Raw genomic sequence first — 16,160 nt, forward strand, 5'->3', positions numbered from 1 at the left:
CCAGCATCGTCATTTGTCGACCATCTTCGCCGGCACGCTGATCGCTAGCAGACCGCCAAGAACCATAAACGCTGCGAGCATATACATGCCGGAGTCGTTCGCGGCAGTCGCCTGCTTCAACCAGCCGACTGCGTACGGGCTGAGAAAACCCGCGAGATTGCCGATCGAATTGATCATCGCGATGCCGGCTGCGGCGCCTGTGCCGGCGAGGATCGCCGTCGGCAAACTCCAGAACAGCGGCAGTGTGGTCAGGATGCCCATGGTCGCGAGCGTGAGCGAGGCCATCGCCAGCACGGTATTGTGCGTCCATACCACGGAGAACACGAGGCCGATCGCCCCCGCGAAGGCCGGCAACGCGATATGCCAGCGCCGCTCGCGGTTGCGGTCCGCGCTGCGCGACACGAACACCATCGCGACTACCGCGGCCGCAAACGGAATCGCCGACAGCAGACCGATCATGAACGCGTCCGTCACGCCGGTCGCCTTGATGATGGTCGGCAGCCAGAAGCTCACCCCATAGAGGCCCATCACGAACGAGAAGTACGTGAGGCTCAGCATCAGCACGCGGCCGCTCGTGAGCACCTGACGAATCGGCATGTCGTGTTTGGTGGCTTCTTCGGCCGCCACCTGACGTTCGAGCAATTCCTTCTCTTCACTGGTGAGCCAGCTGGCCTTCGAAATGCGGTCGTCCAGCTTCAGAAACACCATGATCCCGACGATCACCGAAGGAATCCCTTCGAGCAGAAACAGCCACTGCCAGCCATGCCAGCCGTTCATGCCGTTGAAGCTCTTCAGGATATAGCCCGAGACCGGGCCGCCGATCACACCGGACAACGCGATTGCCGTCATGAACCAGGTGGTCATGCGGCCACGCCGGTGCGACGGATACCAGTATGTGAGATACAGGATGATGCCGGGGAAGAAGCCCGCTTCGGCGAGCCCGAGCAGGAAGCGCATCACGTAGAACATGGTCGGCGTGGTGACGAACATGGTCAGCATCGAGATCACGCCCCATGACACCATGATCCGTGCGATCCACACGCGTGCGCCTACTTTGTGCAGGATCACGTTGCTCGGAATTTCGAAGATGAAATAACCGAGGAAGAAAATCCCCGCGCCGAAGCCGTAGACCGCGTCGCTTAGGCCGAGATCGGTGGTCATTTGCAGCTTGGCGAAGCCGACGTTGACGCGGTCGAGATACGCCACCACGTAGCAGAGCATCAGGAATGGCGCGAGCCGCCAGGTTACCTTGCGGTAGGTCGCTTCTTCGAAACTGGAGGGGGGCGCACCCGCGCCGGGATGGTGGAGCGGATTTGCGGGACTAGCCATGGTGTCTCCTCTTTTCTTGTTGAAATGAAGTGCCGCCGTCGAGCGCGATTCTAGCGGTGCTGAATGGTTTGGTTTGCATGGCGTTTACACGCAGCGCCCGCCGTCCACTTCGAGACACACACCGGTGATGAACTCGGCCTCGTCCGAGGCGAGATACAGCGCCGCGTTGGCGATATCCTGCGGCGTCGAAAACCGGCCGAGCGGGATGCCGGCGAGAAAGCGCTTGCGGTTCTCCGGCGTATCTTCGACACCCATGAATTCCGACAGCAGCGCCGTCTCGCCCATCACCGGGTTCACACAGTTCACCCGAATGCGGTCCGGACCCAGCTCGACGGCGAGCGACTTGCTGGCGATGATCACCGCGCCCTTGCTGCCGTTGTACCAGACGAGCCCCGGCCGCGGCCGCACACCGGCCGTCGACGCGATATTGATGAAAGCGCCGCCGCCTTGCTGGCGGAAATACGGCACGAATTCCTGCACGCTCCAGTAGATGCTTTTGACATTCACCGCATAGACACGGTCGAACTCGGCTTCCGTCACGTCGAGTACCGGCTTGTTGCGATGGGTCGTGCCGGCATTGTTGACGACGATCTGCACGCTGCCGAAGTCTTCGAGCGCGGCCTCGCGCAGGGCCTGCCAATCCTCGCGTTGGGTGACGTTGCCGGCTACGGCGATCGCCTTGCCGCCGGCGAGCGCGATTTCGCTCGCCACACGTTCGGCCGCCGCGCCGTTCAGATCGTTGATCACCACATTCGCTCCTTCGCGCGCGTAGGTCTTCGCGATGCCTTCGCCGAAACCCGAGCCGCCACCTGTGACGATGGCCGTTTTACCTGTCAACCGCATGATGTCTCCGTTGCTTGTTATGGATGGTGATGTCTTGACTGACTTCGCTTCGAACTCAGGTGCACTAATTCAGCGTGTCTAACCGTGACGAATGGCGATGGTCTTCAGCACCGTGAAGCCATACAGCGCTTCGAAGCCCTTTTCACGTCCATGGCCTGAATGCTTCACGCCGCCGAACGGCAATTCGACGCCGCCACCCGCGCCGTAGTTGTTGATGAATACCTGACCGGAGCGCAGGCGCCGCGCGAGGCGCATCTGCCGGGCGCCGTCGCGCGTCCAGATGCCCGCGACGAGGCCGTACTGCGTGCCGTTGGCGAGCGAAAGCGCTTCGTCTTCGTCGGTGAACGACATAGCGGCGAGGACCGGGCCGAACACTTCGTCGCGCGCGAGGCGATGGCTTGCGGGCACGTCGCGCAGCAGCGTGGGCGCTTGATAGAAGCCGCTTTCCGGCGCTTCGGGAATCACCTCGCCGTGTGCTGCCATCGGAATGCCGTCGTGTTGCGCGTCGGAGAGGAAGTCCCACACGCGCTGTTGCTGCTTCGCGTTGATCAGTGGACCACAGTCGAGATCGGCATGCGACGGTCCGACCCGCAGCGCGTGGAACGCGCTGCTCAGCCGCTCGAGCAGCGGCTCGTAAATTGCCCGGTCGATCAGCACACGGCTGCCCGCCGAGCAGGTTTGCCCGGCGTTCTGCACGATCGCCGACACCAGCACGGGCAAGGCCGCGTCAAGATCCGCGTCGGCGAAAACGATTTGCGGCGATTTGCCGCCGAGTTCGAGCGTGACCGGCACGTGGTTCTCGGCGGCCATTTGCGTCACGAGCTTGCCGGTTTCGGGCGAGCCGGTGAAGGAAATGTGATCGATGCCGGGATGACGCGCGAGTGCCGCGCCCGCTTCATGTCCAAAACCCGTGACGAGATTCAGCGCGCCCGCCGGCAAACCCGCCTCCGCCGCCAGTTCGGCAACGCGCAACACCGACAGGCACGCGTCTTCCGCCGGCTTGACGACGCACGCATTGCCGGTGGCGAGCGCCGCGCCGACGCTGCGGCCGAAAATCTGCATCGGGTAGTTCCACGGCACGATATGGCCGGTCACGCCGTGCGGCTCGCGGATCGTCAGCACCGTGTAGCCAGCCTGATAGGGGAGCGTTTCGCCGTGCAGCTTGTCCGCCGCGCCGGCATAAAACTCGAAATAGCGGGCGAGGGCGGCCGAATCGGCACGCGCCTGCTTGAGCGGCTTGCCGGTATCGCGGGCCTCCAGTTGGGCGAGTTCTTCCTGACGTGCGGCCACCAGCATAGAGAGCCGGTACAGCACGCGGCCGCGTTCGGCGGCGCTTGCCTCGCCCCACGCGCCTTCAAAGGCGCGCCGGGCGGCGTGGACCGCGGCGTCGATATCCGCTGCGGTGCCGCGGGCCAGTTGAGTGAACGGCTGGCCGTCCGAGGGGTCGAGCACGGCGATGGTCTCGCCGCCCGATGCGGCAACCCATTCACCGTTGATGAAGTGTCGGGCTTCTTCCATGCAGGCTCCTTGAGATGTCACGCAGCAGAGGTCCACGCAGAGGTCCACGCCGAGATTCAAGCCGAGGTTCAGATACGCGGTGTTCACAAACGAGAGGCACAATCGAGCGACGCCAGACGATTATCGCGCCGATCCAACCAGAGGTGCCATCGGCCGATTGGCTATAATGTCGCATTACGCATTGTCCGGCCGCAGCGCCTCGTCCTGGCGAGATTCACGATTCACGCCCCTCGAGTTCGCGCCGCACGCCGTGTTCCGAATTCCATCTGATCAGAGAGCGCTCATGAGCTTCAATCACGTCCCCGCAGGCAAAGACCTTCCGCAAGATTTCAACGTCATCATCGAAATCCCGGCGCAAAGCGATCCGGTGAAGTACGAGGCTGACAAGGAAACGGGCCTGCTCCACGTCGACCGTTTCATCGGCACGGGCATGCGCTATCCGGCGAATTACGGCTACATTCCGCAAACGCTGTCGGGCGACGGCGACCCGGTCGACGTGCTGGTGATCACGCCGTTCCCGCTGCTGGCTGGCTCGGTGGTCCGCGCCCGCGCCCTCGGCATGCTGCAAATGACTGACGAATCGGGCGTCGACGCCAAGCTGGTCGCCGTCGCGCACGACAAGGTCTGCCCGATGACCGCTGATCTCAAGTCGATCGACGACGTTCCGGCGTACCTGAAAGACCAGATCAAGCATTTCTTCGAGCAATACAAGGCGCTGGAGAAGGGCAAGTGGGTGAAGGTCGAAGGCTGGGCGGGCATTGAAGCCGCTCACAAGGAAATCAGCGAAGGCGTGGCGAACTACAAGAAGTAAGCTGCGTGACACCGGTGGTTGATAAAAAACCGCGCGAGCCTGCAAGGGCCGCGCGGTTTTTTCATGGGCGGCTTTTCGGAGATTCCACGCTCTGTTCAATGCATAGCGCCGGCGACATGCCCGTCTAGCCCGCCATTCCAGCTCATAGACACAGCGCATCGACTGGATGAACCGAAGGCATTTTTATATCTCAGTGTTAACCCTTATCATTCGCCGGCCGTAGCGGGTTTCTGCCGTCGGCGTATTAATGCGCTGAGGCAGCGCCAACGTGCGTTTTTTGGGAGCCCACCGTCCGGATGCTGAATCGCAAGTCCAACCCTTCGTCGCCGCGCGGGTCGAGCCGCCTGGTTGCGAGCCTGTATGCGCTCGTCACCGCGATCTACCGCGGCCGGCCGGTATGGATGGTGTCGTTTTCGACAAGCGAGGCCAATCTGTCGGAAGGGCTGAGAGCCGCCTGTGCGTCCACCGCCATGCTGGTGCTAGGCAATCTGCTGCACGACCCAGCCTTCGCATGGGCTGCGATCGGCGCTTTCTGGACCTGTCTCGCAGACGCGGCCGGCTCGAATCGCACACGCTTCGCCTCGATGATGGGCTTTGCGCTTCTGTCGACCGTGTGCGGTGGCGTGACCGCCTTCGCGTCAGGCGAGGGGACGGTATTCGCTGCGCTCGCCATGCTGGCATTCACGACGTTCGGCGCGTTCGGCAGGATCTGGGGCGCCGCGACATCGCAGGTGACGATTCTCGCGGCGACCGCTTGTGTCGTGATGGTCGACCGGCCGATGCACGACCTTCGGGGAGGCATGGCGTTTCTCGGCATCTACCTGGCCGGATGCCTGTTTGCCGTCGTGCTGAGCTTGACCGTCTGGCGCATTCATCCGTTCGGCACGAGCCGCGCTTCGCTGCGTGCGGTGTATGTGCGGCTGGCCGACATCGCATTCGACAGCGCGCGCCTGCTCGAACAGCGCGCGGCCCCTCGCCAGTGGGCCACGCATGCCGCGAAATTTCGCGCCGATGCGCGGGCAACGCTTGAGCGCTCGCGCCAGGCGCTTGCGAACGTGCCTGGCTCAAGAATGGCCGGCCGGGAAACCTACGACAATCTCCTCGCCCTGCTGACCGAAAGTGAGGCGCTCTTTGCGTACCTGATTGCGGTCACCGGCGCCTGCGAAAAAAACCCGGACGACGCACGCCGCGCCAGACGTACGGTTCGACTGCTGACCGGGATGGGCGAGGTCCTGCGCAGAATCGGCGCGGCCACCAACGAAGCGCAATGGAACCGTCTCGCCGACCTGCAACGCCGTTTGCGGCGCCTCGCGACGCGGCTCGAATCCGCGCTGATGGAACCGGTGGCGCTCAAGTCCGACTTCGAACTGGTCGATTTCGCGCCGGCGTATGCCCAACCGTTGGGGTGGTCGGACCGTGCCGCCAGACTGCTGACGCGGACGTGGTCGACCCTCAAGGCGAACCTCTCGGGCCAGTCGGTCGGCTTGCGCCACGCCGCTCGCGTGGGCGTGACGACGACGGCGGGCTTTCTGGTCATACGGGCGCTTGGGCTTCCCTTCGGCTACTGGGCAACCATGGCGACGCTGCTGATTCTGCAGCCGTCCATTGCCGCGACCTGGCCAAGAAGTATCGAGCGCGCTGCCGGAAGCATCGTCGGGGGCGTGCTGGCGGCGGGCATCGGCTATGCGATTCATTCGCCGCTCGGCATTTCATTGGCGGTCTTTCCGCTGGTGGTGGCCACGATGGCACTGCGTCCCGTCAGCTACAGCCTCTTCGTTCTGTTCCTGACGCCGACCTTTGTGCTCGTGGCCGACTTCGCGACGCCAGGCGCCAGCGAATTCGCCTACGCGGTGACGCGGCTCGGCAACAATGTGCTTGGCTGTGTGTTGGCGTTGCTGGCCACGTTCTATCTATGGCCGACGCGGGAAAGAGTCGACTATCGCGCCTATCTGAGCGAGGCGGTGCGGGCCAATCTCGCGTATCTGAGGGCGGCACTGGAGTCGCCGGACCGAAGCGAGAAGGAGATGGAACGCTTGCGCCGAGCCGCTGGCCTCGGCAGCAATAACGCTGAGGAGGCAATCGGCCGCATTCGACTCGAAAAGCTCGAGGACTCGATGGTCGACACGGTGATGCTGACGGTGCTGAGCGTGCTGCGGAAAATGGCGGGAACCGCGACTCAACTGCGCTTGAGTACAAACCGGCGCTGCATGCACGATGACCTTGGCGCTTGGCTTGCAGCCGCGAGTGCCGACATCGAGGCGGCATTGAATCGAACCCTGCGGCCGATCCGGCGCGATCTGCCTGCGCGAGACAGGCTCTCGTCACTGGAGGCGGATGCGGTGGGGGAAATTGCGCTATTGCATCGACTGCTGACTGAGCGGATGCGGGAGGCCAGGGGGTAGGCGGAGCGGGCAAGCGTGAATGGTGGGAATGTCGCCGCCTACGGTCATCGCCGAAACGGGAAGACTTAGACAATAAATCTCCAGACACTGAACCTTGACAGCGCGCAATTGGTGGCGCAGCTGCGCAGGATTGCAGAATGCGCCAGGTCGAATCTTGAACTTGAACTGGATCATATCCGGGATATCTGCGACGCGTTCCTTCCGCAGTGCGAGGCTTATGCTGTCGCCGAAGACAAGATCGAACCCTGTACCTTGGGGCCGTCCACGACGACGCTGCACGAATGGCGACGGCGACTACCTCACCGCTGTCCGCACGCTTCTACGGAATTGGCTAGGTGCGGATGTCCGACCGCTTCTGTGAAGCGATCAGCAACGGCTTTGGGTCACATTCGCACACGCACCAGTCCCAACTCAACGCCGACTTGCGTCCGTCCGGCCCATGGTCCGGCGGGCGCTCACCCACGCCAAGAATCCAGCCAGTTGTCTCGCATTCCGGACACCATACGGGATCACCTTCATACGCTACCGCGCGGCCATCCATCATGTCAGCCCGCGATTTCGGGCAGACCGTTCCCCCCGCCGTGGTCGTATCGCCCGCAAGAATATCGAATCGCTGAGCCATCATTGTTCTCCTGAGAATATGAAAACGAGAAGCCCTGACATCAATCCTCCGTCTCCCGTTTGAGGGTCAATGCCACGTCTGTGCATCCTGCGACGACATGGCCGTTCTTGGCTGATACGTGAAGCCCGTCGAACTCGCAGTCAAGTAGCCGTCCGCTGGCGTCGAGCGAGTAGCACAGCATTCCGCCATTTCGGAATCGCACGACGTGCGATACGGTTTCATAAACCTTGTTGATTTGGTGTGCTGTCACGTAGGCGATGTCGGCAATCGTGATCGATGATACGGTGCAAATTCTGCCCCGTGGCCGTCCATCCTTGTCGACTGTGAATTCACTGCCATCCGTTTGCCGGATGGTGATGCCGTTCTCGTCCTGCCGGGCCTCCGTACCATCGGGCATAACGTGGACGCGTGGTGTTTCGTGGGGCTTGAGAGCGCCGTCCCACTTCAGCGCCACAGTGCGCTTGCGCTTGAAAAACTTCATCACCATTCCTTGAAATCATGCCTGCGAGCGGTCATCGTCAGGCTCCGAATACGGTACGAAATGCCACTGCTGGAACTCGGGATCGAACAAGGCAACTTGTTTGCAGCCCATCGCGTCCCGTGGCAATCGCTCAATTGAGCCGAGGGTACGCTCGGCAACCTGATATAGGCGCTGACTATTCCAGTTCAAAACCTCCCTGTGCGTCTCCTGCCACGCGAATAGACCGGCAAGCTCGCGAGTCCGCGAATACTCCGCCAGGACAATCGGGTCCACGTCGAACGTCAACGGGCCGCGCACCCAGTGGTGCGTCAACCTGCAAACCCTGCCGAGCCTGCCCGGGGGGCGCAGGAGAATACTCCCGCCAATCGAAGGCCATCCGATGTGGACTCGCAACGATTTCATGGTTCGCCACCGAATTTAATTTCATCAAGTTCGACTCTGATCGACAAGGAACTGAAGTCGAAATTTCATCAGGCTCAAGATGCATTTTTTGTCAGAGTTGCATGTATTTCGTTTTTTTATCCATTTGTGCTGATCGTCTGCGATAATTTTCTCGTTTTCACCTGCATCCTGCGTCTGATTGAGAAGTCGCATGTATGCGTCACTGATACTTCTATCGAAGCCACTTAGTTCGCGTGAGCTACATATTTCTCGCTCTGTGTTATTGCTTGCCTTTGCGCAATCGAATGATGCTTTTTCCGGTGCGTCTTTTGTGATTTTGTTTAGCAACAAAACTGTTTCGTCGCGCCACCGCAAATACAATCTGTCGTCAGAGGTAAAAGCCATCCATGCCCCCCGTATTGCCAATTTCCCCAGTTCGGGATATGAAACACCTAAGTCCCCTTGCCACAAATCTTTTCCGCAACTTAGGCTAAATACTCTAACCGGCTTTTTCGCATCAGTAATTAACCTGTAGTCGCTAACCGGATTTGCATTCTCGTGCGGCGGGTAATCATATCCGCCGATGCTGCGAAGCATGGCGTCTCGAAACGTAGTGTCAATTGATCTTATTGATGGTTTTTTGCAGTCGTCATAAAAATCATATGTATTGTTTTCTACGACTTTATTTTTAAAATTAAATATGCGCCATCTTAGTCTGGGGTCATTCCACGCATATTGCGAAGTCCGACCAGAGGCTGTATTGGTGTGGACCTCCTGCACTTGCCACTGGCCAATTAACTCTTTCGGCAGTGTCTCCGCGAAAGCGTGCGTTGACCCTGCCGAGGGCATGCACGTCAGGAAAATTAGCAACCATCGGGACAGGCGATTATTCATATAAATTTCGAAAAAATTGTTTGAATATTACTGACGGGGCGGGAGCGGGTCGCCGTGAAATTCGTATCTGCCTGTGGTGTACAGAGTAACCTCGTCGGCCCGCCTTTTTACAAGTCCATCGAATGCGACGCCGCCCGATGTAGTGTATTTTTTTATGTTATTCATTGCTTGCTCAATGTTTATGTGATTTATAAAATTTGTTACGCTCGCCCATCCTCCACCCGGGTTGTAGGCGTAACTAACGAGCGCATCGAATTCATGTTTCAGAAGGTCGATTTTTATTGCTTTGATGACCATTTTTTCGTAAGCAGGTACGGTTTTCCTGAGCAGATCAACCTGTTTTTCATCGCTAAGATTGACAAGGCCGAGGTTTTTCTTGCAGAAATCGAGCGCGGCGTGCCCGCTAAGTCCAGCAGCGGCAGAGATTGCGTGTGCTGCCGCATCATTCACGCCAATAGACTTCATATCACTAACGATACTCTCGGCCGAACGCGCTTTCATGTCATAACCGGCACCTAAGGTTACCCCGCTGTTACCGCCAGGCCAGTGAAGTCTATTGGTGACCCCAGCAAGTGCCTCTTGTTTAAATATGAAAAAAATCCCGTCTTCGGAGATTGACTTCGCGCTTCCTGCCGACATGAAATTCGCGGTCAGTGCAATCGGATGAATATGCAGCACCGTTGCGCTGGCAGGAAAACCTGCAATCTTGCCCTTCACCGCGTTCCACCATTGCAGCTTGCGGATGCGCTGCAATTCGACCAACCAATTGTCCTTTGCGTTTCGCATCAGCGGCGTAATTGCGTCCCATCGCGACATGTCACCGCCCCATTCGCTTTCGTAGCGCAGGATCACGTGCGATAGCGCCTGCGCGAGCCATGGTGTGCGCATTGCGGCCTGCATGGCCGTGGCCGTGACCTTGCCAGCAGGATTCTCCTGTTTGGGCTTGCTACCGGCGCCGTAGCCCGGAGGGGGAGCCAGCTTTGAAATCGTCTGTTCTAGTTTCTGCAACAACGGACTGCCATTGACTGCCGTGATCGATGGCGCGAATTCCTTCTGTTCCTTCCAGTCCGCCACACCGGTGAGGACCAAGTTGCGCCTGAAGGCATCCGCGAGATCGATACCGGTGGCGTCGACCCTCTCAAAGCCAGGCCATGCCCACGGACTTTGCCACTGTGTACCGGGATGATCCCTTTCGCGGACCCAGCCCGTAGCTGTGTGTCCGTCTGCATTGCCAAACTTCACACGCCACCATTGTGTCTTGCCGTCGTCAACAGCCTTGTCCCGTGCGCTCAATCCGTCGAGTTGACTGCGCGGATACACCAGCATAAATGCGTTTGCCGGGTCGGCCACCTTTTGCAGGCTAAGCGGGAACTGGCTCCAGGCTGGTGTTGTGGCCGTTGCGGTTGCGAGCTTCTCGCGCTCAATCCATACAGGTGGCCCCCCGGGCATAAGCAGGGCCGTGGTCGAGTCGTTATATCGCGGTTGCACCTTAACCCAGGGACCGCTTGCCGGACTGTCCGGTGTCACATCAGCCCGATACAGGGGATGCCAGTCGCACAACTTGCAATCCGCCGGAGGGATGTCTTTCACCAGTTTTGCACCCACATTTATCACCAGAAGTGTCCGCTGATCGACGGGTAGGTGCGCCGACCGCGCGCGGCTTTTGTCCAGAAACGCGCTGAAACCATCGTCGGCGAATACTTCAAGATGCAAAAGCTGGCGCTTCGGCGCAGGTGGCAGCGGCGTCGCGCGCTCGTAATCGTGATACTCACCGATCTGGCCGAGCGACGTTCCGGCTTTGACGAATGCTGGCTTCGGGGGAATCACCACCAGCCCTACCGGGTCCGGTTCCTTGATCCCGTGCAGGTTCGGCTTGTACAGCCAGCCCCAGTCGTCTTTAGGCGTGACTTTCGCGCTATCGGCTTCACTTTTCCACGGCACATTCTGGTCTTCCCATCCGAAATAGCCGCCATTGACCGGACTGATCATATGACCCGCGGTGATGGTCTTGATGCGTACCCACTGGCCGCGCGTCTCGCTGATGATGACCTCGCTGCCTTCAGGCAAGAAGCCGACCTGTTCGCCCGCCGTGAAGCTTCCGGCCTTCTTACCCGCCTTCGGCTCCGTCCAGACAAGCGCGCCAGCCGCCCCGGTCGTGCCTCCCTCGGGCGGGGCCATCTGATGATCCCTGTTTTGAACGCGGAACGCGTTAACATCCAGCCACCACCACGGGCGCTTCAGCTTCTCATCGGCCAGATAGTTCGCCCAGTCCGCCGTGTGCATGTAGAGACTGTAGATATCTTGTGACTCGTCAGCTGGCTGTACGCCCGTGCTGTTGGGCGCGGGTGGCAGCGTCAGCGTATGGCGTACCAGCACGAACCCGGTCGAATACATGGCCCACTTGCCGTCCTTGAATTGAAGGTGCGGATAGGCGTCATCGATCTTGTAGGCGACGATATATCCGTCAGCGATGCAACGCACGCCGTCCTTTGTCTCGAACATACCGACGCTGTTGTTCAGGTGGATACCACCGTGCGGAAACCCATTGACCCCCAGCGGGAAAAAGCCGTCTTCCATTCCGGCCAGTGCCTGATAGAAGGTCTGCGGGCTGGTCACTTCCTTGTTGTCCCTGTCTGGAAATGGATAGCGCCACGTCAGCGGGGAGGTCTCTGGGGTTGGCGCGGAGGCCGATGCTGGTTCTGGGTGCGGATGAGCTTGTGGGGGCATGCTTGTCAGGTGTGGTAGTGGTAATGGTCGGTAAGTCGGGTTCGACGCAACGCCGTCAGCCGGAAAATCGTGAACCGTGAGCGCCCGTATCCGGCAGATCGGTCGTCCACGGGACCCCTTCTTTGACCATTGCCGAATCCGGGGTGTCCTTCTGAAACGACACCGCCTTTTCGATCCATTCGCCAGGTGTGGCGTTAGTGATGTTGCTGGGGGTGATACGGACGTATGAACCGCCCGCGCCAATCCAGACCTCATCTTTTGCCGAGAGGATGAGCTTGCCGTTCGAGCTGGTTATCTTGATATCCTTCAGGGCCGCCATATCAAGCTCGTCGCTTTGCGCCTGGATCTGGACCTTGCCGCGCGCCGCAAACAGCTTGATGCCGAGGGTATGCGCGAACAGCGACAGCGCGCTTTCGGCCGCCATGACGATGCTCTTCAGGGCGCTCACGTTGAAGCATGAGCCTGTCGTCACATTCACATCCTTACCCGCTGCAACCGACACGCGATCTGCCGTCGCAACAGCGATGCCCTTCGGCGAGGACAGCAGCATGACGGCCTCCTTCAGCTCGTTCACGCTGTTCTTCAGCCATTCGTTTTCGGCCTTCAGGTCGGCAATCTCGGCCTTTGCCGTGTTCGCCAGGTCGGCCAGCCCCTGCGCCTTTACCTGTAGTGCCTGAAACTGCTGCATGGCTTCCACCATGTCCGTCTGCTTGCCGCCTGCCTGCGGCTGTATATCGCTGCAAAGCATCAGGCCGCCACCAGCACGCACTGCACCCTGGGCATCGGTGCGCAGTTCGAAGCCGCTGCCGCGATGCTCACGGTTGCCGTTGACGATATACCCCAAGGTCAACTGGCTTTTGCCCGAATGCCGGGTGGAAAACTTGGCGTGTTCCTGACTTTCCCAGTCTTCAAACTGGAGCTTGTTGTCGCCCTGCGTGTGAATGACGTTGCGAGACATCCAACGGTCCTGATTGGTAATCAGGTCAAGCTGCTGGCTGTTGTGATGGAACGCAGCGATGTAAGGCTTATTCGGATCGCCGTCCCGGAATTCGATGATGGCTTCCGTCCCTTCGACGGCAGGGAAGTGGAAGCCTGTTTGCAGGCCGCCCGCGAACGGTTTCGCGAGGCGCAGCGGCACGCTCTCGCCACCGGCAGGCCATTCGCCAAAATCGCAGTCGAAGCGCACCACGTAATAGCCCTGCTGCGTCAGGTACGCGTACTTGTACTGGCCCGGCGACGTGACGCGGGCGCTCAGTGAACCGATAATTTTCGGCCACGTGTCATCGTCGATCTTCAGGCGAAAGCGCCGCCCAGAGGGGATCGCCTGGTAGGTGTTGCGATAGGGTTTGTCACGCGCGCCAGTGTGGGTGACTTCGATCATGACGTGGCCGTCTGGCGCGTCAGGCAACTGCGCATCGGTGCGCAGAATCCGGCCGACACACAAGCTGTGAACGTTGCTTTCACCTTCGTACACGACCTGCCATGCAATTGCCGCCTCGTGACGTAACTGCGCTTCCCATCGCGCGCCGTCAGCGTCCACATGATGCGTACCGTAGATATACGGCTCGCCGAATGTCGTCGTGTCCTTGCGGGCGACATTGGCCTCTGCCTTGAGGCGCTCCCACGCCTGATCGGGGTTGTAGTCGGCTACAACGAACGACTCGGGCACCAGCTCGGCATGCGAGCGCAGCGCGAACACGGACTCGGCGTCCGTCGCCAGCCCCGACATTGGCCTGTATGGCGCAGTCAGGGTGGGCTGGTAGATGTAGTGGTCGATGTCGTCTCCAAACACGACGACATCCCCGTGCTCGCCTGGCACGATGTAGCTGTAGATGCCCTCTTGCTGCATCAGGATATTGATGAAGCGCCAGTCACCCGTCTGATACTGGAACCGGAACGGATGCTGAGGGTATTGGCGACGCAGCTTGAATGTGAACTGATGGCCCGCGAGGCCATTGCGCCGCAAGATCGATTCGATAATCTCGGGCGCGCTCTGGTGCTGATAGGTCTGCGTGGTGCGCAGGGTGAGGCAGGCGATATGCGGTTCGACAACGATCTCATAGGTGCTGCAATCGTTCGTCGTCTGCACGTGCGAAAAGCGTGTCACGCGCCCCCAGAATACGCGTGGCTCGCCGCCGTCTTCAGGCGCGAGCTTGAACTTTGCCTCATGTCCGAGGATAACGTCTCGTTTCAGTTTCTCCGGATGGGTCGCGACGATATCGATCCAGTACGGCTGTCCCATCTTTTCGAGAGCGCTGAACGAAACGACCGAAATATCCTTGACCTGTTCATCTCCCAGCACTTCGAGGAAATAGTGCTGACCTCGGCGGGCTATGCCATGCCCGTTTGGGTTCTCCATTTTTTGCGTCTCCCACTTATATATCGCGACAGATCAACGTCTGCCGAGAATGCATAGGGAGGCATCACGCGCGCAATCGGACTTGTCTGAAACTGCGGGTAGCGAAAAACGGGCGGAGGGGATCTGAAACAGGCGGCGCGCTTTAGATGCCGTGCCATTGGGGGTAGGCCGTCAGGAGGCGCCGGCTGCGTCTTCCGTTTCCTCGGCGGCAACCGGCTCGGGCTCGGCCAAGGGCAGCACCGATTCGAGCGTACGGAGTCCCGCGGCCAGTGCACGCTTGTCGGAGGGCTGCAAACGTTTGACCCAATACTCCGCGCGCGACGCACTGGACCTGTCCGCCAACTCAAACGACGCCAGCACCTGCACCGGCTTGCGCGAACGCGTATAGCGCGCGCCCGTGCCGCTCAGGTGTTTGTCGAAGCGCGCCTGCACGTCGGTAGCAATGCCGGTATAGACGCTGCCGTCCGAGCATTCGAGCAGATACAGAAACCACGCCATGGGTACGCGTCAACCTTTGAACGGATTGTGTTCGCGCAGCTCGTCCACATACGCGTGGATGCTGTTCTTTTCGTTGTCGAGAAAGTGGCCGACCGCATCGGCGAAGGCCGGATGCGCGAGCCAATGCGCCGAGCGCGTCACCGTCGGCAAAAAACCGCGCGCCATCTTGTGCTCGCCCTGGGCGCCGCCTTCGAACGCCCCGAGCTTTTCTTCGATGCAGAATTCGAGCGGCTGGTAGTACGCCGTTTCGAAGTGCAGGCAGGGCACATGTTCGAGCGCGCCCCAGTAGCGGCCGTACAAGGTGCCGCCGGTTTTCTCATCGCGTTGATACACCACGAGCGAGCTGGCGATCGGCTTGCCTTCGTATTCGGCGATCACCAGCAGCAGATTTTCCGGCATCGACGCGCCGATCATCCGGAAGAAATCGAGGTTCAGATACGGACTCGAAAAGTGTTCGCGATAGGTTTGCCGGTAACACTTGCTGAAGAATCGCCAGTCGGCGTCCTGGATATCTTCGCCGCGAATCCGACGCATCGTCACGCCGGCTTCCTGGACCTTGCGACGCTCGGCGCGGATGTTCTTGCGTTTCTTCTGTTCGAGCGTGGAGAGGAAATCGTCGAAGTCGCGATAGCCGTCGTTCAGCCAGTGGAATTGCACGCCTTCGCGTTGCATCATACCCATGTCGGTCAGCGCGGCGCCTTCCGTTTCGGTCGGAAACAGCACGTGCAGCGACGATACGTCGGCTTGCTCGGCGAACGCCATCAGCGTTGCCGCCAGATGTCTGAGCGCATGCGTATCCGCCGACAACAGCCGGTTGCCTTGCACCGGTGTGAACGGCACCGCGCACAGCAGCTTCGGGTAATACGGCAGGCCGTTGCGTTTGTACGCATCGGCCCAGGCCCAGTCGAAGACGTATTCGCCGTACGAGTGCCCTTTCAGATACACGGGCGCGGCCGCCGCGAGCTTGCCGGTGCGCGGATCCGTGAGCGTGACGAATTGCGGCGCCCAGCCGGTATCGGCGACCGCGCATCGGGTCGCGGAGAGCGCGCTCAAGAACTCGTGCCGCAGAAACGGCGTGGGCTGTGTCTGCTGCGCAAGGAGGGCATTCCATTCGGCGGCGTCCACCTCGGAGGGCGACGCCAGAATGCCCGTGCGATAATCAAAGCGTTCCTGGTTCAATCTGTGTGACTGTTTCCAATGAGCGGCGCGGCGCGTTTAAGCGGTGCGTCGTTCGTTTATCCGATTTGTCCGTTGCCGTCGAGCTAACCAGCCGCGGTACTCGCAAGCCACCTGGC

General features: G+C 60.1%; 12 protein-coding genes. 2 read left to right on the top strand and 10 right to left on the bottom strand.

Annotation, left to right across the window (positions count from 1 at the left end):
- Positions 1–9 precede the first annotated feature (9 nt).
- From AYM40_RS04080 to AYM40_RS04090, 3 genes are all read right to left on the bottom strand, one after another.
- Entirely contained in the window at positions 10–1,329 is a 1,320-nt protein-coding gene (locus AYM40_RS04080; protein WP_063495104.1) for an MFS transporter, read from the bottom strand.
- Positions 1,330–1,413: 84 nt separating this feature from the next.
- Entirely contained in the window at positions 1,414–2,172 is a 759-nt protein-coding gene (locus AYM40_RS04085) for an SDR family oxidoreductase (RefSeq protein WP_063495105.1), read from the bottom strand.
- Between the two features lie 78 nt (positions 2,173–2,250).
- Positions 2,251–3,690, bottom strand: coding sequence for an aldehyde dehydrogenase family protein (locus tag AYM40_RS04090; protein ID WP_063495106.1), 1,440 nt, complete (start codon positions 3,688–3,690; stop codon positions 2,251–2,253).
- A gap of 283 nt (positions 3,691–3,973) precedes the next feature.
- On the opposite strand from AYM40_RS04090, the gene ppa reads away from it, so the two are divergent.
- Both ppa and AYM40_RS04100 read left to right on the top strand, forming a co-directional pair.
- The gene (gene ppa, locus AYM40_RS04095; RefSeq protein ID WP_063495107.1) at positions 3,974–4,501 is read left to right on the top strand and encodes an inorganic diphosphatase; all 528 of its coding nucleotides are present in this window, start codon (positions 3,974–3,976) and stop codon (positions 4,499–4,501) included.
- 296 nt (positions 4,502–4,797) lie between these two features.
- A complete protein-coding gene (locus AYM40_RS04100) occupies positions 4,798–6,903 on the top strand; it encodes an FUSC family protein (RefSeq protein WP_063495108.1) in 2,106 nt (701 codons plus the stop codon).
- 331 nt (positions 6,904–7,234) lie between these two features.
- Here AYM40_RS04100 and AYM40_RS04105 read toward each other — a convergent pair whose 3' ends face one another.
- The 7 genes from AYM40_RS04105 to AYM40_RS04140 form a co-directional block, all read right to left on the bottom strand.
- On the bottom strand, positions 7,235–7,528 hold the full coding sequence (locus AYM40_RS04105) for a PAAR domain-containing protein (protein ID WP_236720891.1): 294 nt from the start codon (positions 7,526–7,528) through the stop codon (positions 7,235–7,237).
- Between the two features lie 37 nt (positions 7,529–7,565).
- Positions 7,566–8,006: a hypothetical protein gene (locus tag AYM40_RS04110; RefSeq protein WP_063495110.1), complete on the bottom strand. Its 441-nt coding sequence runs from the start codon at positions 8,004–8,006 to the stop codon at positions 7,566–7,568.
- Positions 8,007–8,432: 426 nt separating this feature from the next.
- Positions 8,433–8,984 carry a lysozyme inhibitor LprI family protein gene (locus AYM40_RS39890; protein WP_148662097.1) on the bottom strand — a complete coding sequence of 184 codons (552 nt, stop codon included), beginning with the start codon at positions 8,982–8,984 and terminating at the stop codon, positions 8,433–8,435.
- Positions 8,985–9,308: 324 nt separating this feature from the next.
- Entirely contained in the window at positions 9,309–11,897 is a 2,589-nt protein-coding gene (locus tag AYM40_RS04125; protein WP_236720892.1) for a glycoside hydrolase family protein, read from the bottom strand.
- Positions 11,898–12,063: 166 nt separating this feature from the next.
- The gene (locus AYM40_RS04130) at positions 12,064–14,367 is read right to left on the bottom strand and encodes a type VI secretion system Vgr family protein (RefSeq protein WP_063495114.1); all 2,304 of its coding nucleotides are present in this window, start codon (positions 14,365–14,367) and stop codon (positions 12,064–12,066) included.
- A gap of 171 nt (positions 14,368–14,538) precedes the next feature.
- The gene (locus AYM40_RS04135; protein ID WP_063495115.1) at positions 14,539–14,865 is read right to left on the bottom strand and encodes a GIY-YIG nuclease family protein; all 327 of its coding nucleotides are present in this window, start codon (positions 14,863–14,865) and stop codon (positions 14,539–14,541) included.
- A gap of 9 nt (positions 14,866–14,874) precedes the next feature.
- Positions 14,875–16,044 carry a GNAT family N-acetyltransferase gene (locus AYM40_RS04140; RefSeq protein ID WP_063495116.1) on the bottom strand — a complete coding sequence of 390 codons (1,170 nt, stop codon included), beginning with the start codon at positions 16,042–16,044 and terminating at the stop codon, positions 14,875–14,877.
- Positions 16,045–16,160 lie beyond the last annotated feature (116 nt).

It is taken from the genome of Paraburkholderia phytofirmans OLGA172 (genome assembly GCF_001634365.1).
Taxonomy (GTDB): domain Bacteria; phylum Pseudomonadota; class Gammaproteobacteria; order Burkholderiales; family Burkholderiaceae; genus Paraburkholderia.